Genomic DNA, 26291 nt, shown 5'->3' on the forward strand with positions numbered 1-26291 from the left:
GGTTTTAGTTGTCGGTGATGACGAAATCGGCATAGTGTGCGAGACGAGGCCGAACCGTCATCAACTGCGTGCGTTTGTCCATCGCCATTCGGTATGGCTTGTATCGATATTGATAGACTCGAGCTTCTCCGCCACATAGCGCAAGCAGGCTCCTCCGTCGGGTTTGTAGTGTCCGGAGGCATCGTTGACCATCGCTAGGACATTTTGCATACGGTGTTCCTTGACCCTGAACTCTCCCGCGCAAATGACCGGTCTGCCGCTTCCAAGTTGACTGTGTCTTAAATACTCCGATGGTTTGGCATGTTCCCAGCGCTTATAAATTATCGATCCCTCAGGCGTATATACCCATGTATAGCTGTTGGATTCGCTGTTTGGGGCAAGGAGTTCGCTTGTTTGACCTTTCAGTTGATTACCGATCAACTTGCCGTTCCAGACGCCGAGCAGTTGACCCACCCCTTCTAGTTGTGCCGGGTTGTAACACCGCCAGCGGGTCAAGTCACTGATATACGGCATCCAGCGTATTGGATACGTCTGAGCGCTCAGATCTAAGGGGCGACGATCGGAGTTCGTCCAGTTGGAGAAATCCACGATGCCTGACCATACCGGGCGAAGATGCGGTGAATTGTTAAAAATCCACGTATCTATTTTATTCATTGCGTTGGTGTAGATATCGTTGGCGGTAATCAGTAGCGACTCGAGTTCCCAGGCATCCGAGATGATCGGGTGCGGCACAGGCGCTTGATAGAACGTCAGGCCGCGAATGTCCGATAGCGAAATGCTCGACCTGCCAAACATCCTTTGGATATCAATCGAAATGTGAATCGTCTGACCGACTCTCGGGGCTTCGATGTAAGTCTGTAACTCGTTGTACGGTCCCATTGATATCAATAGTGTGTCGTCGGTTCCCGCGTAGTAAGTATTCTTTATCTGCGCCGTGACAGTCAGCGTGTCGATGATGGGCTGATTGAACGCTGAGACGATTGTATCTGGGGTGATGTTTGACGCTGCGACGGACGAAGCTGCGTCGCTTTGATTGAATGAGCTCATGCTCAACCGGTGCTGATTAGACATATGCCGTCCCTGGCAAAAGTAGGTGCGCGAGAGCCTAACAAATCAGGCGCAAGTTGCAACGGGCGCTTTGTTTCTATGTTTTTGGAATAGGCAATGCGGGAAATAAGGCAATCGTGATCAATGACCGGAAGGCAAGAACTCGAACAGCGTCCTGCAGACCCCGGCGATATGTTCGTCCAGCAGTTTCACCGCGCGCTCCACGTCACCGGCGCGGCAGGCGTCGAGGATTTCGCGGTGCTCATGGTCGGCGCGATCCTTGCCGGCCGACAGGCTCATCTGCATGCGCAGGTAACGTTCGAGTTTGTCGTGGACCGAGCGGATCAGGCTCACCATGAAGGGCCGTTGCGCCGGTTCATAGAGGCAGGCGTGCAACTGCCAGTTCAGCTCGGCCCAGCGGCCGATGTCGTCCTCGCCGATGAACTCCCGGCAGATGCTTTCGGCACGGGCGAAGGTCGCGTCGGTCATGTTGGGAATCGCCAGGCGCAGCACTTTGTCCTCCAGCAACATCCGCACCTCGAACATCTGCGCCAGTTCCGCCTCGGAGATCCGTGTGACCATCGCCCCGCGATTGCGCTGGAACATCACCAGGCCCTCGGCCTCCAGGCGCTTGAGCGCTTCGCGCACGGGGATCTTGCTGACGTTGAATTGCCGGGCGATGTCGTCCTGGCGAATCGGCTCGTCCTCGGCGAAAAGCCCGGCCACGATAGCGTCGCGCAAGTGGCGGGTAATGATTTCCGAGGTGGACGGGGTGTTGCCCAGGTCGGGCAGGTTGAATTTGGATAAAGTCACGGCGAGGGTCGTTTGGCTGAGGTGGGGATATGGTATACGACCTGCCTGCCGCGATGTCGAGCGACGTCGGTCATTGTGGCGAGGGGGTTGTTCAGCCGTGGGAGGGTTGGGTGATGAAAGCCTGCGTCCGGACGATGCGCAACCCGGTAATCGTTGCGCCTGCCAGCAACGCCAGGCCAAACACCGTCAACGCGACATCAGCGCCGAAATGGTCAGCCATCCAACCCGTCACCACGACCGGAATGCTGAACCCGACATAGGCGAAGAGGAAGAAACCGGCGCTGACTCGGGCTTTTTGCGTACCGGCCATGGCCGTGATCGCCGACAATCCGCCGAGGTAAAGAAAGCCATAGCACGCACTGCTGGCCCCCAGTGCGCCGAGCAGCACGGCGGCCAGCGAGCCCTGGCTCGCGCCCCAGGCGAGCAGCGCATAGCTCAAAGGCAAGACGAGCAGCCCCAATCCCGTGGCCCTGGCCGGCTGCATGCGTTTCACCCAAGGCTGGAAGATCAGCCCGCAACTGATCACGGTGAAGGTCGACAGGCCGGACCATCGCTGCAAGTCATGGGCCGCGAGCACCGAAGGCAGGATGGCGATCACCAGCCCGGAAGTGGCCCAGGCCAGCAGCATGGAGAAGCTGTAGGGCAGGCTGCCAGCAGGGAACAACGGCAGGCGCAACAGCGGCGCGTGCCTGATTTTCGGGGCTGGGTCTGGCAGTCGCGCGACCACGACGATCGCCAGGGCGGCCAACGCCAACTGCACCCAGAAACTGCCTGGCGTAACGCTGTGATGGACGAACAGGAAAAGGCTGGTCAACGCCGCGCCCAATCCAAAACCCAGGGAGGTGCTGGCGGTGACCCGGTTGGCCGGCGACCGGGCATCGCCGGTCGGCATCAATTCCACCATATAGGCCGTGGAAGTCGCCGAGGCCAACCCGGTGCCGACGCCCATCATCAGGCGCGCCACGCCCAGCGCCGTCAGGTTGGGCCAGATCGAGGTGATGACCGTTGCCAGCATCGACAGGCCAAGCGCCACCAGGATCAACGGTTTGCGGCCCATCCGGTCGGCCAGTCCGCCGAACGCCAGCAGCACGGGCAACACGCCGAGCACATAACCGGAAAACGCCACCGCCGTGGCGCCTGCGCCGTAACCGGAAAGCTGCGCATAGGTGGTGTACAGCGGCGCCTGCAGGTTGACCGCCAGGGTGATCAGGCACAGACCAAAGGCCAGGCCCCATGAATGTCGTTGCTGTGCGTCCAAGAGAGATCCTGCAAAAGTGTGAGCCTGGTCGGACTATCACCGCCGGACAGCAGGCAAACAAGGAACAGACGGGGGGCTTTTATGTTTAACTGTTTGCTCGAAATTCAAGAACACTTAGCCGAGACGCCGCGCCATGGACCTGAACATCGATCGCAACGCCAGGGGAAGCGTGGTCCGGCAACTGGTTGCCAGCCTAACCGCGTGGATCGATACCCATGGCATCCGCCCCGGTGCGCGAATGCCTTCGATCCGCCAGTTGGCGACGGAAAACGGCTTGAGCCTGTCGAGCGTGATCAAGGCATATGACCAACTGGTCGCCAGCGGCGTATTGGAATCGCGCCATGGTTCGGGTTTTTTCGTGGCCCAGCAGTTACCCCAGGCGCTGGCGGCGCAGATCGAGGATGAGGCGATATCCTGGCCGCTGTTCGACAACGAATCGACCCAGCTCAAGCTGGGTTGCGGCTGGCTGCCGGACGCGTGGCGCGATGACACCGACCTGGGCCAGGCGATCCGGCAGGTGGTGCGCAGTGACAATAAGGCGCTGTTCAATTACAGCACGCCGTTGGGCTCGGCTGATCTGCGCCTGCAAATCCAGAAGCGCCTGGGCCTGATCGACATTCACGTCGATCCTCGCCAGATCATCACCACCCAAGGCGCCAGCCATGGCTTGGACCTGTTGGTGCGCACGCTGCTCAAGCCCGGTGACCTGGTGTTGGTGGAGAGCCCTGGCTATTACAACCTGTTCAACCTGCTGAAGCTGCATGGAGTCAGGACCCTGGCGGTGCCGAGAACCGCCCATGGTCCGGATATCGCCCGGCTGGAGCAGTTGCTCAAAGCGCACAAGCCCACGTATTTCTTCATCAACAGCATGTACCAGAACCCCACCGGCACCAGCCTTGCGCCGAGCGTGGCCTATCGCCTGTTGCAACTGGCGACGCTGCACGACTTTCGGCTCATCGAGGATGATATCTACGCCGATTTCCAGAACGGCCCGACGTCGCGCCTGGCCTCCCTCGATGCCCTGGACCGGGTGATCTACCTGGCGAGTTTTTCCAAGACCTTGTCCAGCTCGTTGCGCATCGGCTACGTCGTCGCCCAGCCTGAAATCATCCAGCGCCTGGCGCAGGTCAAGATGGTGACCGGTATTGGTTGTTCATTGCTGACGGAAAACGTCGTGGCGACGCTGTTGGCGAACGGGGCGTATCGCAAGCTGATCCAGCGCCTTCGCGGGCGCCTGAACAAGCAGATGGCGAGCACGTTGCGTCAGCTTGACCCGACGCACTGGGAAGTGTTTGCCGAGCCCAGTGGCGGGCTGTTCGTGTGGGCGCGGCCTCGTCTTGTGCCGGCCGAGCGGGTGCGACAGATCGCCAAGCAGCTGCAGGTCCAGTTGTCCCAAGGGTCGTCGTTCCTGCCAGAGGGGGGTGCCTGCGACTGGTTGCGGCTGAACGTTGCGTTCACCCAGGATGCCCGGGCCCAGGCGTTTCTCAGGCAAATTCGACAAGTTTCCACAGCTGGAACGGGGGTACTAATGGGAGTAGATGTCAAATAGGAATGAGTTGCTGTATCTTTCGCGACACATTCTTGTCGCCCTTGAGGCGGCGTCTTTCATTAGGATTGTGTGTCGATGCGTCGGATACTCGTTTCACTGTGTGTGCTCCAAGCTTATTCCATCTCCTCCTGGGCAGAAGAGCCCGTTTCCACGGACAAGGCGCCGCTGGAGTTGCAAGCCACCGACATTGTCGGCACCTCGGACTTCGAGACTGCACAAGGCCCGGTAAAGGGCTACCACGCCACCCGTTCCGCCAGCGCCACGCGTACCGACACCGCTATCCACGAAACCCCGCAGTCGATTTCTGTCGTGTCCCGCGATGTGGTCGAAGACCTCAGCGCCACGCGCCTGCAAGATGCCCTCGATTACGCTGGGGGCGTCGGCAGGGGGAACAATTTCGGCGGCCAGGGCCTGACCACGTTTACCGTGCGTGGCTTTACCACGGGCGAGTTCTACCGCAACGGCTTCCCGATCAATCGGGGTTACCCGAACATGCCCGATGCCAACACCATCGAGCGTCTGGAAGTGCTGCGGGGGCCGGCGTCCATGCTGTATGGGCGTGGCGATCCCGGCGGCACCTTCAACGTAGTGTCCAAGCAACCATTGGCCGAGCGCACGGTGACGCTGGGCAGTCAGATCAGCGATCAGGGAATGCGTCGCGGCACCTTGGATGCGTCCGGCCCGTTGGATGACGAAGGCCGCCTGGCCTATCGCTTGAATGTGGTGGGCGAGGGCGGCGATACGTTCCGCGATCATGTCGAGACCGAACGTTATGGCATCGCCCCTGTGGTCACTTGGCAGGTCAACGACACCACGCGCCTGACCTTCGAAGGCGACTTCATGCGCAACAATGCGCCGCTGGACCGTGGCCTGACGCACTACGCAGGCCAGCGTGGCACCGCGTCCCGCGATACCTTCTTCGGCGAAAAAGACGTCGGCAAGTTGCACAACGACAACAACATGCTGCAGGTGCGTTTCGAGCACATGCTCAACGACGACTGGACCCTGGCCGGTGGCACCCAGTGGCTCGACGGCACGTTGCAGGGCAACGCTGTCGAAGGCAACGGCATCGCCGCCGATGGGCGCACCCTGGGGCGCAACTTCAACTACCGCAAGCTGGAATGGACCGACCGCGATACCCAGCTCAACCTCACCGGGCACTTCTCCACGGGAGGGTTCGAACATACGCTGCTGACGGGTGTGGAATACGAAGACTACAGCTACGAATCCATCATCCAGCGTTCCGCCAATGGCCTTGGCGCCTACCCGATCGACATCTTCGATCCGGTCTATGGCCAGCCGCGCCCGGCCTTGACCCGCACCCCAACCGACGACCAGGAAAATCTCAAGACCTTCGGCGTGTTTGTCCAGGACCAGGTGGCGCTGACCGAGCGGCTGAAGGTGCTGGCGGGGGCGCGTTTCGAGCGGTTTGAGCATGAGTATGAAAGCTTTGTGCCCCAAGCACGCCCCGGCAGCCGCAACTGGGAGGTTACCGACAATGCGGTCACCCCACGCCTAGGCGTGATCTATGACCTGACCGACACGGTGGCGGTCTATGCCAACACCGCGCGCTCGTTCAAACCCAACAACGGCGCGAGCCGCGAGGGTGGCGGGTTCAAGCCGGAAGAGGGTAAGTCCTATGAAATGGGCGTTAAGTGGGAAGCGCTGGATCGCCAGTTGAGCGTCGATGCGGCGGTCTATCAGATCGAAAAACGCAACGTGCTGACGCCCGATCCGTTGGATTCGACCTTCAACGTCGCCGCTGGCGAAGTGCGCAGCCGTGGTTTCGACTTGAACGTGGCGGGCAACCTGACACCGGAGTGGCGCGTCATCGGCGGCTACGCCTATGTGGACGCCGAAGTGACCAAGGACGAGAACATCCCCACCGGTACTCGGCTGCTCAACGTACCGAAAAACACCGTCAGCCTGTTGAACGTCTATGAATTCCAGGACGGTGGCTTGAAGGGGCTAGGCCTGGGCCTGGGCGCCAGGTATGTGGATGAGCGGGCCGGCAACACCGCCGCCACCACCTTCACCATGGACGACTACACGGTGGTCGACCTGCTCGGCTACTACAAGGTCAACGAGCGCATTCGCCTCAACCTGGACCTGAAGAACCTGTTCGACGCCGATTACGAAGAGGGCGCGTTTGGTGGCGTCTACGCCTATCCGGGCGCACCGCGGACGGTGCAGGCGGGCATCTCCTACACGCTGTAGGTTCGAGCTAAAGAAAAACCCCGAAGGTTTCTGCCTTCGGGGTTTTTGTTTTTCACCATTTGCCGGTGCTCATGCCGCCGTCCACCGGCAGGACCGCGCCAGTCGTGAAGTCGGCGCCCGCGAGGTACAACACGGCTTCGGCGATCTCTTCGATGGTGCCCACCCGACCGGCCGGCGCCAGGTTGTTGAGGAAGTCGCGGTGCGCCGGGTCATGCATCGGCGTGTCGATGATACCGGGCGCCACGGCGTTGACCTTGATGTTGAAAGGCGACAACTCCAGGGCCAGGGCGCGGGTCATCTGGTTGACGCCGCCCTTGATCAACACTGGCAGTGCCGCCGGCACCTGGATGTTCGGTTGCAAGGCCACCGAGGCGGAAATGTTGATGATGAAACCCTGCTGGCGACCGATCATGTGCGCGGCTGCGGCCTGGCTGGCGTAGACGAGCCCTTTGAGATTGGTGTCCAGCAGCGATTCCAGGTCCTGCGGGCTGTATTCGACAAAGGGTTTGGGCAGGAAAAAACCGGCGTTGTTGACCAGCCCATCAACCGCGCCAAACGCCGCGATGGCTTTGCCGACAAGGGCGGTAGAGGTCGCCGGATCGGCAATGTCTCCGGCCACGCCGATGAAGCTCGCTGGATGGCCCAACTGGCCGGCCGCATCGTCCAGGCCCGACTGGGAACGGGCATTGCCCACTACGTTATAGCCGCGAGCCAGGAACGCCTTGACCAAGCCAAGGCCAATGCCGCTGGACGCGCCGGTGATGATGACGGTTTTCTGATTGCTCATGATGTTGACTCCTGATCACGTTGAGTAGGAACCGCTGCGCCTGTCTGGGCGTTGGTTGTGATCAGGGTATTGATGCGCTTGGGTTTGATAAATGGGGGTTCTGGTACTTGAGTTGATACTTGGTGTAATCAATCAATCGAACCTACGCTACACCCTGTGGGAGCGAGCTTGCTCGCGATGGCATTAGATCAATCACATGTGGGCTGGCTGACCCGCCGCTATCGCGAGCAAGCTCGCTCCCACAGTGATAGCGACTCGGCAGGCAGAAAAAAGCCCGGTCATTCGGACCGGGCTCGGTAGGGCGAAGCCTTACTCCTTGGGTTTGCTTCGATACTCCGTCGTCGTCATGCCGGCATAACCCCAGTTATCGGTGTCGACTTCCTCGATCACGATATGGGTCAGGTGCGGGTCCTTGCCCAACACACGCTGCAGGGTTTCGGTGATTTCGCTAATCACCTGGGCTTTCTGTTCGCGGGTAACGCCGTCGCGGGTGATACGTACATTGACGAAAGGCATGCTGCACTCCAGTTGACGAGAATAGGCGCGGGAAGATCCAGCGCAATCGAGGGACCACTGTATTTATACGCCACGGCCTGATAAACAGGCATCGGGAATCTTCAGTTGATACGCGGTGTAATGAATCATGAAGCGGCACTTCGAAGACTTGCAGTTGGGCAGCATCGAGCTTTTCTGTCTGGCGGCGGAGGCGGGCAGTTTCACGGCGGCGGCGCAGGTGGCGGGCGTGACCCCAGCGGCGGTGAGCCGCTCGATTTTTCGGTTGGAAGAGCGTCTGGGTTCCCGCCTGTTTGTGCGCACCACCCGCAGCATCCGCCTGACCGACGCCGGCAGGACTTTTTTCGAGCAATGCCGTCAGGCATTGACGCAATTGGTCGAGGCGCAACAGGAAGTCATGGGGGCGCAATCCGTGCCATCCGGGCAACTGCGCATCAGCGTGCCGACGACTTACGGCCATCACCGCATCCTGCCACTGCTGCCGGCGTTTCGCGCGCAATACCCGCAAGTCACCGTTGATGTCCACTTGAGCAACCGCAACATCGATTTTGTCGCCGAAGGTTATGACCTCGCCATCCGTGTTCGGGCCCAGCCGGACTCCTCGATGATCGCCCGGTTGCTGGAAGACGCGAAACTGGCGGTGGTCGCGTCCCCGGATTACTTGCGCAGGGTAGGCACGCCGCAAACGCTGGAAGACCTGGAGTTGCACGAGTGCATCCAATTCGAGCTGCCCAGCAGTGGTCGTCGTATCTCTTGGTTGTTCAACGTCGAGGGCAAGGAGAAGGAAGTGTTCGGGCAGGGTGGGTATTGCTGTTCCGACGACGTGTTGGGCGGGGTAACGCTGGCCAAGCATGGCGCCGGGCTGTTCCAGACCTATCGATTCATCGTTGAAACAGAGTTGGCGGACGGGCAATTGGTGGAAGTGCTGACACCGTTCGCGGGGCGTTCGCGCCCGTTCACGTTGCTGTATCCCCATGGCCGATATGTGCCGCAGCGGGTGCGGGCGTTTGTGGATTTTCTGTTGCAGTACCGGGAGCAGTGGGCCGCGACTTGAGGTGATTGTGATCTGTGGCGAGGGGATTTATCCCCGCTGGGCTGCGAAGCAGTCATCGCTCAGACTGCTCGGTGTGCCAGATTGAACACCCGCCGCTGTTGGGGCTGCTGCGCAGCCCAGCGGGGATAAATCCCCTCGCCACAATGGATCACCATAAGCTCAAATGATGCGTTTGCCGCAGAGATTCCCGGCCCAGCCTTTTATCAGAACCGGAATGCCTGACGACCAATCAGCAGCCATTTGCCGTTCTGTTTTTGCCAAATCTGGAAGTTTTCGATTTCGGTCGGGACCACTTCGGTGCCCTTGAGCGCCTGGGCAGAGAAGTGGTTGCGTACCAGGGCCACGTCGCCAGAAAGGGTGATTTTCTGATTTTTCATTTCCAGGGTCTTGAATGCGCTCTTGCCGGTTTCGATGTCGGCGATGAAGGCTTTTTTGTCCTGGATATTGCCGCTGGAGTGGCCGTAGGTCAGGTTCTCGGCGGCAAGGGCCTGGAGTTGGGGGATGTCTTTGTGAAGCATGGCCTGGGTCAGGTGGTCTACAGCTTCGGCCACCTCTTTTTCGGCCGGTGCGGCGGCTGCGACGTAGCCGCTGAAGAGGCAAACGAAACCGATCAGCAATGATGCTTTTTTCATGGGTTTTTTCCTTGTTTTTGTAAGTATCGGGAATTCGAGCGTCTAGTGCTCGTCGGTCATCGTACAACGTGTCACGGTAGACTGGAATAGGGCACGGCCAACGTGGGGAGGGAGCAAGCGTCCTCGCCACAAGGGCACACGGTATTGATCCGCGATTTGCCTACAGTCCCTCCCGAACCGCCCCTCGAATCCCCTCCAGCAACATCGTAAACGCCGGGTTGTCGTTATCCTCCCGCCAAACCAGATGCAGCTCACTTTGCACCCCTTCACCCAGATCGATCTCGCGAAACACCACCTGCCTGAACGCCACGCTGGTCGCGCAACGCGGCACCAGTGCCAGGCCCATGCCGGCGTTGACCAGCGCCAGGATGGTCAGCGAAGACCCCAGCCATTGCACGAACTGCGGGGCGACACGGGCCGAGCGCAGCATGCCGGTGAGCAGTTCGTTGAAGGGCGGGTAGGCGGAGTGGGCGTACATCAGGAACGGCTGTCCATCCAGGTCCTGCACGCTGACAGACTCGGCGTTTGCCAGCGGGTGGCCCGCAGGCACGGCCAGGACAAACGGCTCGCGCACCAGGCACTCATTGGCGTAGCCGGTTTCCAGCAGCGGCGAGCGGACGATGCCCAGGTCGATGCGCCGGGCGCGCAGGGCTTCGTGTTGTTGGTAGGTGTTCATCTCCGACAGGACGATCTTCACCTGCGGTTGCTTGAGCCGCGCTTCGGCGATCACCTTTGGCAGGAATTCATACACCGCGCTGCCGACGAAGCTGATGGTGACCGAACCGATATGGCCCTGGGCAAAGCGCTTGGCGGCCACTGCGGCCTGCTGCGCCTGTTGCAACAGGTTCTGCGCCTCGATGAAGAACGCCCGGCCGGCGGCGGTGAGGGCGACGCTGCGGGTGCTGCGGGTGAACAGTTCGACGCCCAGGTGATGCTCCAGCAATTGGATCTGCCGGCTCAAGGGTGGTTGGGTCATGTTCAGGCGTTCGGCGGCGCGACGGAAGTTGAGTTCGGTCGCCACGGTGGTGAAGCAGCGCAGTTGGGCCAGCTCAAACATTGATTCAATCCTGGTATCAATCAAGTGCCAGGTTAGATTAGACGGGAACAATCAGCGGCGTCCATCATCGACGCGCACACCTTCCGGAGCCGCTGCATGAAAATCAAACGCGTCACCGTCACCCCCATCGCTTTCCGCGACCCACCGCTGCTTAACGCCAGCGGCATCCATGAGCCCTTTGCGCTGCGCTCGATCATCGAGATCGAAAGCGACAACGGCTACATCGGCCTCGGCGAGAGCTACGGCGATGCGCCGGCCCTGGCGATCCAGCAACAGGTCCAGGACCAACTGGTCGGCATGGACCCGTTCAACCTCAACCAGTTGCGGGCCATCGTTCAGGCCACCGTGGCGGCCCACAAGCCGGCCAGCGTTGCCGGGGCGGAACTGGCGCCGGGCTCCCATGCGAGCAAAGCGGTGAGCAATGCCTATTCGGCCTTCGAGGTGGCCTGCCTGGACTTGCAGGCGCATTACCTGAACGTGCCGCTGGTGGACCTGTTGGGCGGTGCGATTCGCGATGAAGTGCCGTTTAGCGCATACCTGTTTTTCAAATATGCCGAGCACATCGACTCGCCATATCCTGCGGACAACTGGGGCGAAGCGCTGAACGAGCAGCAGATCGTCGCCCAGGCACGGCGGATGATCGAGGAATACGGGTTCAAAAGCATCAAGCTCAAGGCCGGCGCCCTGGAGCCGGAGCATGAAGTGGCCTGCATCAAGGCGTTGAAAAAAGCGTTTCCCGGCTTTCCGCTGCGCATCGATCCCAACGGCAACTGGTCGCTGGAAACCTCGATCCGCATGGCTGAGCTGCTCGGGGACGACCTTCAGTATTACGAAGACCCGACGCCGGGCCTGGAGGGCATGGCCGAGCTGCACAAGCGCACTGGCCTGCCGCTGGCGACCAACATGGTGGTCACCGATTTTGACGAGTTCCGCCGAAGCGTGGCCCAGGACAGCGTGCAGATCGTCCTGGCCGACCACCATTATTGGGGCGGGCTGCGGGACACCCAGGTACTGGCGAAAATGTGCGACACCTTTGGCCTGGGGGTTTCCATGCATTCCAATTCGCACTTGGGCATCAGCCTCATGGCCATGGCCCACGTGGCGGCTTCGGTCCCAAACCTGGATTACGCCTGCGACACCCATTACCCATGGCAGGAACCGGATGAAGAAGTGATCAAGGGTGGCAAGCTTCCGTTTGTCGACGGCTGCGTGAAGATCACCCGGGCGCCGGGCCTGGGGTTGGAGCTGGACCGCGATCAACTGGGCAAGCTGCACGAGCAGTTCCTCAGCTGCGGCATTCGTCAGCGCGATGACGTGCGGCAGATGCGCCGTTATCGGCCGGATTGGAAGACCGTCAAGCCGAGGTTCTGAGCTGAAGGCGAGGGGCCGTTGTGGCGAGGGGATTTATCCCCGCTGGGCTGCGCAGCAGCCCCTTGGATTGTCCTGATGTACCGAGTTGTCAGGTTTTAGGGCCGCTTCGCACCCCAGCGGGGCGGTGCGACGTTTCGATAAATCCCCTCGCCACAAGTTGATCATACTCAGCACCATCCCCAACCCACCCACCGGCCCACACCCAAAGTACCGCGCCCGGCGGCATCCGGGTCTTACACACAAACTGCCGCGCCGGGCCTGCGCTGCCAAAGCAGCCGCCAATCACTTCCAAGGCAGCGTATGACGCGCCCGGGTGCCTTTCGATAATCGCCTCCGACATCCCGTCCCCTGTTGCGGAGCGCGCCATGCACAACAATAAAAATACCTGCCTGCGTTTTTTGCCTGCGGTCATCGCAGGCCTCTCGACCCTCGCCCCGATGCCTTGGGCCCACGCCGAAATCATGCTGTACGACAAGGACCAGACGACCTTTTCCACCGACGGCTACATCAACGCTTTCTACGTCAACAGCGACGTGGACCGTGCCGGCGAACAGTTCGACCGCCGCCAGTCGCGGGTCAAGATGGGCTTCTTGCCCAACTACCTGGGCTTCAACATGGGCAAGCAGGTCGATGACCTCAAGCTCGGCGCCCGGGCGTCGTTCTGGGTGACCATCAACGACAGCGAAACCAACGGCACCGACACTGCCATCGACGTGCGCCAGTTCTACGGCACCGTCGCCAACCCGGAGTGGGGCGAAGTGCTGATCGGCAAGGACTTCGGCCTGTTCGCCCGTTCCAACATCCTGCTCGATGAGCTGCTGGCCGGTTATGGCCAGGTCAGCGACACCTTGGGGCTGGTGGACGGCGGCGGCGTCTCGTTCGGCAATATCGGCAGCGGTTATCCGTACCCGTTCCCTACGTCGCAAATCACCTATCGCACCCCCGTGATGGACGGGTTGCGCGTGGCGGTGGGCATCATGGACCCGGTGGACACCAACGACAGCAGCGCCACCGGCAAGGCCTACCAGGAGAACCCTCGCACAGAGAGCGAGGTTACTTATCAGTTCGACCTGGGCGCAGCGAAGATCTACAGCTGGCTGAACGGCAGCTACCAGACTTCCGACAACACCGACTCCAGCGTCGAGTCGGTCACGTCCAAAGGTTTGGGTTATGGGGTGCAGGCGAAGATGGGTGGGCTGTCGCTCACCGGCTCGGGGTTTCAGGCCAAGGGTATCAACCCGTTCTTCACAAACAATGCCGGCGAGGCCACGTTGCGCAATGTCGACAGCAAGGGCTACCTCTTGCAGGGCTCCTACAAGCTGGGCAAGAACCGCCTGGCGCTGTCCTATGGCAAGACCGAGGACGACGGAAACGGCGTGGTCGGCAGCGGCGCCGACTATGAGACTCGCGGTGTCGCGCTGTTCCACGACATCAACGATAACCTCAAGCTCGTCGCCGAATACAACCAGTTCGAAATCAACGGCCATGACACCAGCGCGCAGAACGAAGACACCGATACCTTCGCGGTGGGGGCGGTGTTGACCTGGTAAGGACTACTCAACCCTGTGGCGAGGGAGCAAGCTCCCTCGCCACGGAAGCGATCCACGTGAACAAGGTTTTCTTGGCGGCCCCAACCGTGCGCATCGCGGCTGGGGCCGCCACGGTTCTCATCCCATGGAAGCGTCCATCCGCTACCCAAGTAGCATTCGTGGGCCGGGCGTCGATTCGTACACTCAAGGCTCTATCACGCACCGTCGGAGGCGCAGATGCAGCAGGCCCAGAGCGAGGGCGTGGTCAGCGCCATGTCCCAGGCAACGGACGTCGAGCAAGTGGCCCAGGAGCTGGCGCGACAGTTGTTGCACCCGTACCTGGGGTTCGTGCTGTTTTTCTGTTCCGCCGAATACAATCTGCCGGCCCTGGGCCACGCGCTTTCGCGCAGCTTTGGCGGGATCCGGCTGGCGGGATGCACCAGCGCGGGGGAAATCACGCCACAAGGTTACGGCCGCAACTGCGTGACGGCGGTGGGTTTCGACCACCGGCATTTTTCCATCGCTGCCGAACTGATCGGCGAAATGGAGCACTTCAGCCTGATCGATGCCCAGCAGATGGTCGAGCGCCTGGCCAGTGGTTGCCGCAGCAACGCCTTGGCGCCGATCAAGGGCCACAGCTTCGCCTTGACCTTGCTCGACGGTTTGTCTAGCCGCGAGGAGATGGTGCTGGCAGCCTTGAGCGCCGCCCTGGGGGACATCCCGCATTTCGGCGGTTCGGCCGGGGATGACAATTACCTGACCCACACCCACGTCTACTTTGAAGGTCAATTCCACAGCGGCGCGGCCGTGGTGGTGTTGATCAATACTTGGCTGGAGTTCGAAGTGTTTACCACCCACCACATCCTGCCCCGGCAGGAAAAACTGGTGGTGACCGGCGCCGACAGCGCCACGCGCAGGGTCTACGAGCTAAACGCCGAGCCTGCGGCCGAAGAATACGCACGGCACATTGGCGTGCCGGTAAACGCGCTGGATTACCGGGTCTTCGCTGCCCATCCATTGGCCGTGCGCATCAATGACCAGTACTACGTGCGAGCGATCCAGCAGGTCCATTCGGACCTGAGCCTGAGTTTCTATTGCGCGGTGGAGAACGGCATCGTCCTCACCGCCATGAGCCCGGGGCCGTTGCTGCACAACCTGCAAGATCTGTTCGATGGTTTGCAGGCGCGCCTCGGGGACTTGCTGCTGACCCTGGGCTGCGACTGTTTCCTTCGACGCCTGGAGCTGGAAGATCGCGACGGCCTGGAACAGATCGGCCAGTTCCTGCGTGAACATCGGGTGATGGGGTTCAACACCTATGGAGAGCAATTCAATGGCATGCACATCAACCAGACGTTCACCGGAGTTGCCATTGCCCGCCATCGCGTCCCCGACCATCGCTGAACTGCAGGCGCAGCTCGCCGCTCTGGAGCATGAGAACCGCAAGCTGCGGCGCATCAATGAAGCGCTGATCGAGCGGGTGGAATCCGGCGTGACGCGCGGCAGCGACCCATACGCAGCCTTCCAGCATTCGGTGGTGCTGGCCGAACAGGTGCGTGAGCGTACCGACGCCTTGAACCAAGCCATGGCCGAGTTGAAGGCCGGCAACCATTTGCTCGGCGAAGCGCGGTTGCGGGCGGAAACGGCCCATCGGCATTTGATCGACGCGATCGAGAGTATTTCCGATGCCTTCGTGCTGTTCGACGCGCAACAGCGCATCGTCCTGTTCAACAGCCGTTTCAAGGCGTTCTGGGCCCACAGCCGGGTGCGGATCATCGCGGGGATGCGCCTTGCCGAGGTCAAGCGTTTGATGACCGCCAACGGCTTGTTCAGCGAAGAAACCCGCGGCCAGCCCGACGAACCGGTGCTGTACCGATTGCAGAACGGGCGCTGGCTGCAAGTCAGTGAACGGCCGACCCAGGAAGGCGGCCGGGTGATTCTCTTCACCGATATCACCGACGTCAAACTCAGTGAAACCGTGCGCCGGGAACAGGCCATCGCGCAGAAATCCCATCTGTTGCAGCGCGCCGTGGACAACCTGTCCCAGGGCGTGGCGATGGTCAACGCTCAAGGCGTGCTGGAACTGTGGAACCGGCGCTTCCTGGAGCTCAGTGGCCTGGCACCGGTAGCGGCCCATCGGCCGTTCAACGAGGTCATCGCCGACAGCGAGCTGCAACTGCTTACACCGACCAGTCGCGATGGCAATGGCCGGCTGATCCAGGAGTGTGAGCAACGGCTGTCCGATGGCCGAGTCCTGGAGATCCGCACCCATCCACTGCCCACCGGTGGCTACGTCAACACCTTCACCGACATCACCGAGCGCTACCAGCACGCCGAGGCGTTGAGCGAGAGCGAGCGCTGGATCCGCCTGATCACCGACCACGTTCCGGCGCTGATCGCCTATCTCAACGCCGATTTGGTTTATGAGTTCACCAACAAGGTCTACGAGCAATGGTATTGCTGGCCCCGTGGCGTGATGCTCGGCCAGAGCCTGCGAGAAGCCCACAGCGAGCAGCACTATCAGCGCTTGGAAGCCTACGTGGCCCGGGCGCTGGCGGGCGAGAGCGTGACGTTCGAATTCGCCGAGACCAACATCAACAACCAGGAGCGCTACATGCTGCGCTCCTATGTGCCCAACGTGCTGGCCAACGGCGAGGTGGTGGGGATCTTCGTGCTGATCCGCGACATCACCGAGCGCCGTCGCACCGCCGAGGCGTTGCACCAGGCCTATCAAAACCTGGAGCAGCGCGTGCAGGAGCGCACCGCTGAACTGACCAGCCTCAACGACCAGTTGCTGCGCGAGATCGATGAGCGCAGCCGGGTGGAACTGCGCTTGCGTGAAGCCAAGCGCGAGGCCGAGCGGGCCAACCTGTCAAAAACCAAATTCCTCGCGGCGGTCAGCCATGACCTGCTGCAACCGTTGAACGCCGCGCGGCTGTTCACCAGCGCCTTGCTGGAGCGCCGCGAGCCGGTGGCGAACGCGCACCTCGTGCGCAACGTGAGCAATTCGCTGCAGGACGTGGAAAACCTGTTGGGCACCCTGGTGGATATCTCCAAGCTCGACGCCGGCGTGATCAAGGCCGACGTGGCGCCGTTCGCCTTGAGTGAATTGCTCGACAACCTGGCGGCCGAATATCGCCAAGTGGCGCGCAGCGAGGGTCTTGAATTGTGTTTCGTACCTTGTTCGGTGCTGGTGCGCAGTGACATCCAACTGTTGGCGCGGATCCTGCGGAACCTGCTGAGCAATGCGCTGCGCTACACCCCGAACGGGCGGGTTCTGCTGGGATGCCGGCGTCTTGGCAATCGTGTTTCGATCGAGGTCTGGGATTCTGGCATAGGCATCGCCCAGGATCGCCTGGAGGAGATTTTCCAGGAGTTCAAGCGCGGTGATGTCCAGCGACCGAACCAGGATCGAGGCTTGGGCCTGGGGCTGGCGATTGTCGAGAAGATCGCCAGGATACTTGGGCACCGGATCCGGGTGCGCTCATGGCCGGGCAAAGGCTCGGTATTCGCCATTGAGGTGCCCCTCAGCGCCACCGCGCCCAAGCCGCTGCCGTGCCTGGACATGAGCGAGCCCATGCTTGAACGCCTGCGCGGGGCGCGGGTCTGGGTGCTGGATAATGATGGAGCGATCTGCGCCGGCATGCGTACCTTGCTCGAAGGTTGGGGCTGCCTCGTGGTGACTGCGCTGTCGGAACAGGACCTAGCGCGGAAAGTGGACGGCTACCGTGCCGAAGCCGACCTGCTGATCGCCGATTACCACCTGGATCACGACCAGAACGGCGTGGACGCCGTGGCCCGGATCAACGCCTGCCGTGCCTCACCGATCCCGGCCATGATGATCACCGCCAATTACAGCAATGAACTCAAACAGCAGATCCGCGAGCTTGGGCACACACTGATGCACAAGCCGGTGCGGCCGATGAAACTGAAGATTGCGATGAGTCACTTGCTGGGCCAGGCCCCGGTCTCTTGAGCCGAACGCTGTTGTGGCGAGGGGATTCATCCCCGTTGGGGCGCGAAGCGGCCCCGTGACTCTTCCTGATGTACCGAGTTGTCAGGTTTTAGGGCCGCTTCGCAGCCCAGCGGGGATGAATCCCCTCGCCACAGTAATCTCACGCCACTGACCTAGCGGCGCAGGTACGCCCCGAAATCAATATCCCCCGCGCTGAGAATCGCCTGCACCCGGTTATGCACGTTGAGCTTGCGCAGGATCGCCGAGACGTGGGCCTTGACCGTGGTTTCGGCGATGTCCAGCGTGTAGGCGATCTGCTTGTTCGACTCGCCCTTGGTCATGCGTTCGAGTACCAGCAGTTGCTTGCGCGTCAGGGCCTGGAGCAGTTCGGGCGGGAACGCCGGGGTTTCGTTCAAGCGGCGGCCCGTGGGGCTCTTCTGGGTGCGGATGATGTCCGGCGGCAAGTACACGTTGCCGTTGAGGATCTGCTCGATGGCGTCGGTCATTTGCGAGCGAGGTGAAGACTTGGTGATGAAACCCACCGCGCCATAGGTGATGGCCTGCAGAACGATTTGCTTGTCCTGTTCGGCGGACACGATCACCACGGGGATGGTCGGCGCTTCGTTGCGCAGGTTGATCAGGCCGTTGAGGCCGTGCATGCCGGGCATGTTCAAGTCCAGCAGGATCAAATCCAGGTCGTCGTGTTCGCGGGTCAGCGCCAGGGCGCTGTCCAGGTCGGCGGTTTCCATCACCTCGCTACCGGCGAACCCGTCGCTGATGACGTTGTGGATGGCTTCGCGAAACAGTGGGTGATCGTCGGCTATCAGGATTTTATACATGGCCATTCACCTCGTTATTGTCGTGTTGGGGCAATTGCACGCAGGGCGCTGCATCAGGGAAAAGGTTCGGGGCGGGCCGCTTGCAAGGGCAGGTTGGCCGCCTCCCAGGCGTCGAGGCCGTCGCGGTACCAATACAAATGTTTATAGCCCATGGACGCGGCGCGTTTTACCGCGTTCCAGCTCAACCAGCAATCGGAGCGGCAGTAAAAGACCAAGGGTTGGTCCAGGCGCCCGTCGGTGGCCTTGCGTAGGTGGGAGGTGAAGTAATCTTGCCAGTTCCCCTCCAGCTCACCATCGCCCGTATTGGCCAGCCATAGGCTGCCGGGGAGGTTGGCGTGGGGCTCGGTGTCGATGAAGCGCCCCTGGACCCATGGACGACGGTACACGTCGATCAACACCGGGGCGGGCGTTTGCCCAAGCAGGCGCTGCAAGCCTTCGGTGTCGACGGTTTGCGCGCCCTGGGCGGAGGCGGGCGTGGGGCTGCGGTATTGGGTAATGCGATAGCCCTGCGCCGAAAACAACGCAGTGTCGGCCTGGGCGACATTCAGCGACAGGCCCAGCAAGACGATGGCCAGCAAACGGGGCATGGGATTTATCCTTTTTGTTATGCGCCCATTACATGCCAGGGTCGAGGTCTTGTGAATGCGACCATAGACAGGAAAAACGGTACTAAAGTAGTAATTTTCATCACGGATCACACAAATCCCCTGTGGGAGCGAGCCTGCTCGCGAAAGCGGTGGGTCAGGCAGCATAGATGTGTCTGGTCTACCGCATTCGCGAGCAGGCTCGCTCCCACAAGGGGCTGTGTGTATCAGGTAGGTCAATTGGCCTTGCGCAACGCCGCATGCTGCGGATTGAACGTCCACACCGCCAGCAGCGCGAACAGCAGCGTCAGCCCCACGCACACAACCATCGCCAGCACATTGAATTGCCCATACAACGCGAACCGCACCAGCTCCACGCCATGGGTGAAGGGGTTCACCGCGCACAGCCAGTACAACCAGGGGCTGGCTTCGAGCATTTTCCACAACGGGTACAGCGCCGAAGACAGGAAAAACATCGGGAAGATGACGAAGTTCATCACCCCGGCGAAGTTCTCCAGCTGGCGGATCGCGTTGGACAACAACAGGCCCAGGGCACTGAGCATCAGCGCCACCAAAAGCAAGGCCGGCAATGCCAGCAGAACGCCCATGGCTGGCGGTTGGACACCGTAGAGCCAGGCGATGGCGAGGAAGGCGTAGACCTGCAAGAGCGAGATCATCGAGGTGGCGAGCAATTTGCTCGCCAGCAAAAAGGCCCGGGGCAGGGGGCTGGTCAGCAGCACGCGCATGCTGCCCATTTCGCGGTCATAGACCATCGACAGCGAGCCTTGCATGCCATTGAACAACAGGATCATGCAGGCCAGCCCCGGCACGATGTACACCTCATAGGGGATGTAAGTGTCATAAGGCGCGATGATGGCGATGCCCAGCGCCGCCCGGAAGCCGGCGGCGAACACCAGCAGCCACAACAACGGTCGCACCAGTGCGCTGAGCAATCGCGTGCGTTGCAAGACGAAGCGCAGCCATTCGCGCATCACGACGCCAAGGAAACATTGCCAATACGCGTTCATGCGGCAACTCCCGAGGCGGTCAATCGATGAAAGGCCGAGCCGAGACTGCCGCCGTGTTCCTCGCTCACGTCCTCGGCCCGTCCGCTGGCGACCAGCCGGCCCTGATGCACGATCAACAGGTCATCACTGGGCTGCACTTCGTCCAGCAGGTGCGTGGCCCAGAGCACACTGATGTCCTGTTCGCGACACAGTTGGCGAATGTGTTGCCCCAAAGCCTGGCGGCTGGCCGGATCGAGCCCGACGCTCGGCTCGTCCAGCAGCAGCAAGCGCGGTTCGTGGAGCAGGGCCCGGGCGATTTCCACCCGGCGCCGGTGTCCGCCATTGAGGTGGCGCACCCGCTCGTGACGTCGTTCGGTCAACTGCTGGCGGGCCAGTTCGGCTTCAATCCGGGCATCGGCCTGGCGCCGGCAAAAGCCATGCAGCGCGAGGTGATAACGCAGGTTCTGCTCGATGCTCAGGTCCAGGTCGAGCGTGCTTTGCTGGAACACCACGCCCAACTGGCGCAACGCCTGGTGCGGTGACGTGCGCAATGAATGACCGCCGACGCGGATCTCGCCGCGCTGAACATCGTACAGGCGCGTCAGCAGCGCAATCAGCGTCGACTTCCCAGCGCCGTTCGGTCCGAGGAGGGCGGCGAAGCGTCCGGCCGGTACGCTGAAGCTGATCTGGCGCAGGGCTTGCCGCGCACCATAGGCGAAACTCAGGTCGCTGACCTCCAAGGCGTTCATGGCGTCACCACCACGCCCCAGGGATAGCGGCCGACTTTCACCGACTTGAGCACCTTGCGGCTCTGCACGTCGATCACCGAGACGTCGCCGCTGACTCCATTGGTTGCCAGCAGTTGCTTCTGGTCCGGGGTGAACGCCAGCTGCCAGACGCGTCGGCCCACCAGCAGGTAATCCAGCACCTCGAAAGTCTTGGCATCGATCACTGCCACATGGTTAGCCGGGCCCAGGGCGACGAATGCCAGCTTGCCGTCGGCGCTGAGCTTGATGCCCACTGGCTGCACCTTGTCCGGGTGCACGCCCTTGATCTGGAAGGTCAGAGTCTTGAGCACCTGGCGCGAGGCAACGTCGAGGATGGTCAGCGTCCCGCCGATCTCCGCCGAGGCCCAGAGTTGCGTGCCGTCGCGACTGAACTCGACGAAACGCGGCCGTTGGTCCACCAAGGTGTTGTCGGCCAGGGTCTGGGTGCTGGTGTCGATCCAGTGCAGCATGTTGGTGGTTTCGCTGGTGTTGACCGCCCACTTGCCGTCGGGGCTGACGGCCATGCCTTCGGGCTCGACGCCGACGCCGATCTGGCCCAGCACTTCGGAGGTATGGGTGTCGATCACTGTGACCAGCGCATCGTCCTCGTTGGAAACGTAGAGCCAGCGGTCGTTGGGGTGCAGGGCGAATTGCTCCGGATCCTTGCCGGAGGGCAGCTCCTTGATGATCTTGCGAGTGGCGACGTCCATCACCTGGACGCGGTCCGAATCGCTGGCGCAGATGTACAGCAGGCGGTCGTCATGGGACAACAACAAGCCTCGCGGGCGCTGGCCTACCGGCAAGGTATCGACGACTTCCAGGCTCCGCAGGTCGATCAGGCTGAGGCTGTTGTCTTTTTCGTTGGAGACCCAGGCGATACTGGCGGCAGCGGGACCGGCAAGGAGCAGCGAGGCGCCCAGGGCGAGGGCTTGGCAAAGCAGAGCCGGGTTGAGCAGGGGGCGGCGCATGGCGTCTTCCTTATTGTTGTGATCGATCAGGGGTAGCGACAGCTCACTTCGGGCCGGTCGAAGCCCAGGCTGTCCATTTCGTTGGACGGGTGGAGAAAACCGTCCTGGGGCGACGTGCTGACCAAGGCCCGAGGCTGAACCAGGGGAATCGGTTGGCGCAGTTGACCATTCCAGGGCCGGTAGCTGAGCTTGCGGCCCTTGAATCCATCCAGCGGCAGCTCGTCGCCAAGGGCCAGTTGGCGAATGGCGAATGGCTCGTCCTGGCGCAGCTTGCTCACGGCGGCGGCGATACTGCGCACGGCGATCCAGGCGGCGAAGTCGCGGTCGTTCATCCAGCGGCCGGCCAAGGCTTCGAAGCGCTTTTGCAACTGCGCCGCGCCGTATGTCTCGACGGTCTTGTGCCAACCGGTGGGCGTCAGTCCCTGGGTCCCTGCGACCGGGCGCGGGAGCCAGGTCTGATAGGGCACGTATTCGCCGAAGTCGCCGCGCTCATCGGCTACCAGCACCACGTCGTACTCGGCGGCCTGGGTGAACAGCGGCATATCGGCCTGGGCGCTGCGGCGCTGGTCGTTATCGAACTGCCAAGGTTTCTCGGCGACGATCTTCATGCCGAAGCGTTTCATGGCCCGGCGCAATGCAGCGGCGTAGGCCTGGTCTTCGGGTGTCTGGCCGACGATCAGCAAGGCCCGCTGCCATTTGCGCACGACGCTGAACTGGATCAAGGCGTCGGCCAGTGTTGCGCGGTCGGGCAGGGTGTGCAGCACATTGCTCAGGCAGCCGCTGGTGCGCAGGCTGTCGTCGGGGCTGCCGGCGTTGAAGAGCAGGCTGTCGGGCAGGGCGGCGCTGAGTTGGCGCAGGCTTTCACCCGGCGCATTCACCACGAACAAACGCAGGCCCTGTTCATGCTGGGCACGGGCGGCCTCCAGCAGTGCTTGGGAATTGTCGACGTTAGCGCTTTCGAGACGGTAGTCGTGCTTGAGAAATCGCCCGGTGCTGCTGCTGTCGATGATCGCCAGTTCGGCGCCGCGCAATCCGGCATCGGTGGGTTCAGCGATGACGTTGGACAGCAGCGGGCCGGGGTCGGGACGGTAACCCAGGTAGCCGATGCGCACCTGCAACGACGCGGCATCGCTGGCCTGAGCGGTCGATGCGGCCAACAGGTAGATCAGGGCGTAACTGACAAGCCAGCGCATGACGTCCTCCATTGCAGGTAGCGCCAGCATAGGAAGGCCGTGATGCCGGGGAAATATGCAGAAAGTACCGCTGGGGCAGTACCAAGGTAGTAGCTCGCCCCAGGCGCCGGGGTTTTAGGATGCTTTCAATTGTCATTCATCAGGGAGCGGACAGACCGTGCGAATGTTCAAGACGCTGCTGTTGCCGTTGTTGCTGATCCTGAGTTTGATAGGCGTGGATCGACCTAAAGTGTCCTTTGTGGGAGCGAGCCTGCTCGCGAAAGCGTTGGTCCAGCCGACGTTGATGTTGGATGTGCCTTCGCTTTCGCGAGCAGGCTCGCTCCCACAGGGGGCCGGTGTGATTCGCAGATTGGAGCACTGACCATGTCTGCCCTCTGGCGCATCTACCTCTGGGTCACGGCGTTCTTCGCCCTGGTCACCCTGGCCTGCGCAACGCTGCTGTTGCACCAGGCCACGGTGGATGTGCGACGCGAACTGCAATCGGCCGAGTCGGTGGTGCATTACCTGCGCGAGACTGCCCAGCGCGACCCGGCCAGCCTCCAGTCGCGGCTCACCGGCAGCCTGCGTCACGTTCGGGTGCGCTGGTTGGCGCCCGGCGAAAACGCGCCGGCACAGGAGCCTGGCTTGAACGCCTGGTTGGGGCGTCGACTCCTGGCCCAAGGGCCTGCCGCCCAGATCGTCGTGTTGCAGGACGGTCGTCGGGCCTGGATTGCCGTCGACCCCGGTGACGAAGTCGATGAAATCTTCGATTCCCTGGTGCAGTTGCTTGGCGTTTGCGCGATGGCGTTGCTGCTCAGCCTGCTGGCGATCCGCTGGGCGGTGCGCCGGGGCATGCGCCTGCTGGACGAGTTGCTACAGGCGTTGCACCAGGTGTCCAGCGGCGACCTGCAAGTGCATCTGCGGCCCGAGGGCCTATCGGAAGCCCAGCAATTGGCGGCGCATTTCAACCGCATGACCGCCGCCCTGGGCCAGACTCGGGCCGACAATGCGCGGCTGACCCAGGCGTTGCTGGCCGTCCAGGAGCAGGAGCGCAGGTCCCTCGCGCAAACCTTGCACGACGATTTGGGCCAGTACGTGGCAGGTATTCGCGCGAGGGCCTGTTTGTTGCGCCTGGTGATTCATCAGCCGCCCGTGCTGGAGCAGACCGCCAACGAATTGGAAGAACACTGCGATCATTTGCAGCAAGGCTTTCGCGCCTTGGTCAACGACTTGTATCCGGTCGTGCTCCAGCATCTGCCGTTGGGTGAGGCCATTGAATTGTTGGCCCGGCAATGGCAGGACAGCCACGGCATCGCCTGTCAGTTACGGGTCGATGGAGCACCGCCGCCATTGGCCGCATCGCACAAGGCTCAGTTGTACCGCCTGTTGCAGGAAGCGCTGACCAACATCGCACGGCATGCCGACGCCAGCCAGGTGCGGATCCGCATGCAGCACCGCGCCGGTCGCCTACGGCTATGGGTGCGCGATAACGGACGCGGTGCCCAGCAGCGCTCCCGGGCCGGCGTGGGCCTGCATTCGATGGCGGAACGGGCGCGCAGCCTTGGTGGTGAGCTGCGCATCATCAGCCGGCCCGGGGCGGGTTGGGCGCTGGCCTTGAATATTCCCTTGGAGGCCTCATGAACATTTTGTTGGTGGACGACCACGCCGTGGTTCGGCAGGGCTACGCCAGCTTGTTGCGGACTTTGATGCCACAGCTGCAGGTGCGCGAAGCGGCCTGCGGCGAAGAGGCGTTGAGCCAGGTGCAGGAACAAGTGCCGAACCTGGTGATCATGGACTTCGGCCTGCCGGGGATCAGCGGGCTGGAAACCACCCGGCGCCTGCGTCAACGCTTGCCGCAACTGCGGGTGCTGTTCTTCAGCATGCACGACGAGTTGCCGTTGGTTCGCCAGGCGTTGGACGCGGGCGCTGCGGGCTACCTGACCAAGAATTCGGCGCCGCAGGTATTGATCGAGGCGGTACGGCGAGTGCTGGCCGGCCATGCCTACATCGAGCAGGCCCTGGCCACTCAGTTGGCCTGCGCCACCACCCGCCACGACAGCGATCCACGCCTGCAATCGATGACCCAGCGCGAGCTGGAGATCTTCGTCATGCTCGCCAATGGCACTCCCGCGCGCACCATTGCCGAACAGCTATGCATCAGCGCCAAGACCGTGTCCAACCACCTGACGTTGCTCAAGAGTAAGTTGCAGGTCAGTTCCCATGCCGAGTTGGTGCATTTGGGGATCGATATGGGGGTGGTGCGGGTGGCGGGGTGAGTCCCTGACTTGAAATGCCGGCCAATTGTGGCGAGGGAGCTTGCTCCCGCTGGGGTGCGAAGCGCCCCCAAGGCCGGCGCCTCGGTGTGTCAGGTTAATTGAGTCGTACAAATTGGGGCTGCTTCGCACCCCAGCGGGAGCAAGCTCCCTCGCCACGGGAGCTTCATTGTTCCCAAGACGTTGGGCATCCGACACACCCCTGCATATTCGCATCCTGGAAATTCCCGTAATGCTGCCGCGAGCCCGTCAGGTCGGCCTGTTCCAGGTTGCTTTCACCCAGTTTGACCTCTTGCAGGTTGGCATCGCGCAAGTCGGCGCCCTTGAGGTCGGCTTTGCTCAGCCAGGCCATTTCCAGGTCGGCGGCTTGCAGGTTGGCGTCGTGCAGGCGGGCGCCGGACAAGCGGGCGAACTGGAGATAGGCGGCCGTCAGGTCGGCTCGCTGAAACTGCGCGCCCTGGGCAAACAGGCCCCAGCCCTGAATCGCCTTGAGCGTGGCATTGCTGAAGTCCGCCAGGCGAAGGTTGCTTTGTTGCAGGCTCGCGCGACTCAGGTTGGCGCCCTGTAGCTGGGCCTTCTCTAGATTCGCCAGGTCCAGCCGGGCATGGCGCAGGTCGGCGTCGCGCAGATCCGCGCCGGCGAGGTTCATCTTGCGCAGGTCCTGGTTGGCCAGGTGGGCGCCCCGCAGGTTAGCGCCGGGGCATTGGCTGGATTCGGCAATGAGGCAGCCGTTTATGGTCAGTGGGGTGTCGGGGTCATCGGCATGGGCAACGGCGCCGATGAACAGAAGCAGTAATGGCAAAAATTTCATGGCAGGAACTCGATGTTAACTGTGGGAGCGAGCTTGCTCGCGATGGCGGTGGTTCAGCCGGCATTGATTTGACTGACACTGCGCCATCGCG

Annotated in this window: 24 protein-coding genes; 10 read left to right on the forward strand and 14 right to left on the reverse strand. The window is 61.8% G+C overall.

Annotated elements, in window-relative coordinates:
• Positions 1-60: 60 nt before the first annotated feature.
• From DOCECA_RS10905 to DOCECA_RS10915, 3 genes are all read right to left on the reverse strand, one after another.
• Positions 61-1071 (reverse strand): hypothetical protein, encoded by a 1011-nt coding sequence (locus tag DOCECA_RS10905; RefSeq protein WP_445571962.1) that lies wholly within the window; start codon positions 1069-1071, stop codon positions 61-63.
• A gap of 117 nt (positions 1072-1188) precedes the next feature.
• Entirely contained in the window at positions 1189-1860 is a 672-nt protein-coding gene (locus DOCECA_RS10910; RefSeq protein ID WP_445571963.1) for a GntR family transcriptional regulator, read from the reverse strand.
• A gap of 91 nt (positions 1861-1951) precedes the next feature.
• Positions 1952-3118 carry an MFS transporter gene (locus DOCECA_RS10915; protein ID WP_420763870.1) on the reverse strand — a complete coding sequence of 389 codons (1167 nt, stop codon included), beginning with the start codon at positions 3116-3118 and terminating at the stop codon, positions 1952-1954.
• Between the two features lie 133 nt (positions 3119-3251).
• On the opposite strand from DOCECA_RS10915, the gene DOCECA_RS10920 reads away from it, so the two are divergent.
• Both DOCECA_RS10920 and DOCECA_RS10925 read left to right on the forward strand, forming a co-directional pair.
• Positions 3252-4667 carry an aminotransferase-like domain-containing protein gene (locus tag DOCECA_RS10920; protein ID WP_445571964.1) on the forward strand — a complete coding sequence of 472 codons (1416 nt, stop codon included), beginning with the start codon at positions 3252-3254 and terminating at the stop codon, positions 4665-4667.
• A gap of 75 nt (positions 4668-4742) precedes the next feature.
• The gene (locus tag DOCECA_RS10925) at positions 4743-6884 is read left to right on the forward strand and encodes a TonB-dependent siderophore receptor (RefSeq protein ID WP_445571965.1); all 2142 of its coding nucleotides are present in this window, start codon (positions 4743-4745) and stop codon (positions 6882-6884) included.
• Positions 6885-6936: 52 nt separating this feature from the next.
• Here DOCECA_RS10925 and DOCECA_RS10930 read toward each other — a convergent pair whose 3' ends face one another.
• Both DOCECA_RS10930 and DOCECA_RS10935 read right to left on the reverse strand, forming a co-directional pair.
• A complete protein-coding gene (locus DOCECA_RS10930; RefSeq protein WP_420763873.1) occupies positions 6937-7671 on the reverse strand; it encodes an SDR family NAD(P)-dependent oxidoreductase in 735 nt (244 codons plus the stop codon).
• 309 nt (positions 7672-7980) lie between these two features.
• Entirely contained in the window at positions 7981-8187 is a 207-nt protein-coding gene (locus DOCECA_RS10935) for a tautomerase family protein (protein WP_030140737.1), read from the reverse strand.
• Between the two features lie 127 nt (positions 8188-8314).
• On the opposite strand from DOCECA_RS10935, the gene DOCECA_RS10940 reads away from it, so the two are divergent.
• Positions 8315-9238, forward strand: a complete 924-nt coding sequence (locus DOCECA_RS10940; protein WP_434647479.1) for a LysR substrate-binding domain-containing protein — start codon at positions 8315-8317, stop codon at positions 9236-9238.
• 203 nt (positions 9239-9441) lie between these two features.
• Here DOCECA_RS10940 and DOCECA_RS10945 read toward each other — a convergent pair whose 3' ends face one another.
• Together DOCECA_RS10945 and DOCECA_RS10950 are read right to left on the reverse strand one after the other, a co-directional pair.
• Positions 9442-9870, reverse strand: a complete 429-nt coding sequence (locus tag DOCECA_RS10945) for a nuclear transport factor 2 family protein (RefSeq protein WP_420763875.1) — start codon at positions 9868-9870, stop codon at positions 9442-9444.
• A 160-nt stretch (positions 9871-10030) separates the two neighbouring features.
• Positions 10031-10927 carry a LysR substrate-binding domain-containing protein gene (locus tag DOCECA_RS10950; RefSeq protein ID WP_445571966.1) on the reverse strand — a complete coding sequence of 299 codons (897 nt, stop codon included), beginning with the start codon at positions 10925-10927 and terminating at the stop codon, positions 10031-10033.
• Between the two features lie 96 nt (positions 10928-11023).
• Between DOCECA_RS10950 and DOCECA_RS10955 the strand changes: the two genes are divergently transcribed.
• The 4 genes from DOCECA_RS10955 to nahK all read left to right on the forward strand — a co-directional run bounded on the left by DOCECA_RS10955 (position 11024) and on the right by nahK (position 17800).
• The gene (locus DOCECA_RS10955; RefSeq protein ID WP_434558906.1) at positions 11024-12298 is read left to right on the forward strand and encodes a glucarate dehydratase family protein; all 1275 of its coding nucleotides are present in this window, start codon (positions 11024-11026) and stop codon (positions 12296-12298) included.
• Between the two features lie 365 nt (positions 12299-12663).
• Complete coding sequence (locus DOCECA_RS10960; protein ID WP_434558904.1) at positions 12664-13848, forward strand: porin; 1185 nt, start codon at positions 12664-12666, stop codon at positions 13846-13848.
• A 216-nt stretch (positions 13849-14064) separates the two neighbouring features.
• Positions 14065-15228 carry a nitric oxide-sensing protein NosP gene (gene nosP, locus DOCECA_RS10965; protein ID WP_434558902.1) on the forward strand — a complete coding sequence of 388 codons (1164 nt, stop codon included), beginning with the start codon at positions 14065-14067 and terminating at the stop codon, positions 15226-15228.
• Entirely contained in the window at positions 15158-17800 is a 2643-nt protein-coding gene (nahK, locus tag DOCECA_RS10970; protein WP_445571967.1) for a hybrid sensor histidine kinase/response regulator NahK/ErcS', read from the forward strand. The genes nosP and nahK overlap by 71 nt, the downstream gene beginning before the upstream one ends.
• Positions 17801-17952: 152 nt before the next feature.
• Here the strand turns inward: nahK and DOCECA_RS10975 are convergent, their stop codons facing one another.
• The 6 genes from DOCECA_RS10975 to DOCECA_RS11000 all read right to left on the reverse strand — a co-directional run bounded on the left by DOCECA_RS10975 (position 17953) and on the right by DOCECA_RS11000 (position 23137).
• Entirely contained in the window at positions 17953-18618 is a 666-nt protein-coding gene (locus tag DOCECA_RS10975) for a response regulator transcription factor (RefSeq protein WP_039588789.1), read from the reverse strand.
• Positions 18619-18671: 53 nt separating this feature from the next.
• Complete coding sequence (locus DOCECA_RS10980; protein ID WP_445571968.1) at positions 18672-19205, reverse strand: PQQ-dependent catabolism-associated CXXCW motif protein; 534 nt, start codon at positions 19203-19205, stop codon at positions 18672-18674.
• A 233-nt stretch (positions 19206-19438) separates the two neighbouring features.
• The gene (locus DOCECA_RS10985) at positions 19439-20230 is read right to left on the reverse strand and encodes an ABC transporter permease (protein ID WP_445571969.1); all 792 of its coding nucleotides are present in this window, start codon (positions 20228-20230) and stop codon (positions 19439-19441) included.
• Complete coding sequence (locus DOCECA_RS10990; RefSeq protein WP_434676505.1) at positions 20227-20958, reverse strand: ABC transporter ATP-binding protein; 732 nt, start codon at positions 20956-20958, stop codon at positions 20227-20229. Before DOCECA_RS10990 ends, DOCECA_RS10985 begins: the two co-directional genes overlap by 4 nt.
• Positions 20955-21944: a YVTN family beta-propeller repeat protein gene (locus DOCECA_RS10995; protein ID WP_445571970.1), complete on the reverse strand. Its 990-nt coding sequence runs from the start codon at positions 21942-21944 to the stop codon at positions 20955-20957. Before DOCECA_RS10995 ends, DOCECA_RS10990 begins: the two co-directional genes overlap by 4 nt.
• Positions 21945-21970: 26 nt before the next feature.
• Entirely contained in the window at positions 21971-23137 is a 1167-nt protein-coding gene (locus DOCECA_RS11000) for an ABC transporter substrate-binding protein (RefSeq protein WP_445571971.1), read from the reverse strand.
• Between the two features lie 163 nt (positions 23138-23300).
• Between DOCECA_RS11000 and DOCECA_RS11005 the strand changes: the two genes are divergently transcribed.
• From DOCECA_RS11005 to DOCECA_RS11015, 3 genes are read left to right on the forward strand one after another with little or no spacing between them, the layout of a single operon-like run.
• Positions 23301-23498 carry a hypothetical protein gene (locus DOCECA_RS11005; RefSeq protein WP_434605791.1) on the forward strand — a complete coding sequence of 66 codons (198 nt, stop codon included), beginning with the start codon at positions 23301-23303 and terminating at the stop codon, positions 23496-23498.
• A 2-nt stretch (positions 23499-23500) separates the two neighbouring features.
• Positions 23501-24757, forward strand: coding sequence for a histidine kinase (locus DOCECA_RS11010; protein WP_445571972.1), 1257 nt, complete (start codon positions 23501-23503; stop codon positions 24755-24757).
• Complete coding sequence (locus DOCECA_RS11015; RefSeq protein WP_434605787.1) at positions 24754-25392, forward strand: response regulator; 639 nt, start codon at positions 24754-24756, stop codon at positions 25390-25392. The genes DOCECA_RS11010 and DOCECA_RS11015 overlap by 4 nt, the downstream gene beginning before the upstream one ends.
• A gap of 163 nt (positions 25393-25555) precedes the next feature.
• On the opposite strand, the gene DOCECA_RS11020 is transcribed toward DOCECA_RS11015, so the two are convergent.
• Positions 25556-26200: a pentapeptide repeat-containing protein gene (locus DOCECA_RS11020; RefSeq protein WP_445571973.1), complete on the reverse strand. Its 645-nt coding sequence runs from the start codon at positions 26198-26200 to the stop codon at positions 25556-25558.
• Positions 26201-26291 lie beyond the last annotated feature (91 nt).

The sequence above is a fragment of the Pseudomonas sp. E102 genome (genome assembly GCF_052660185.1).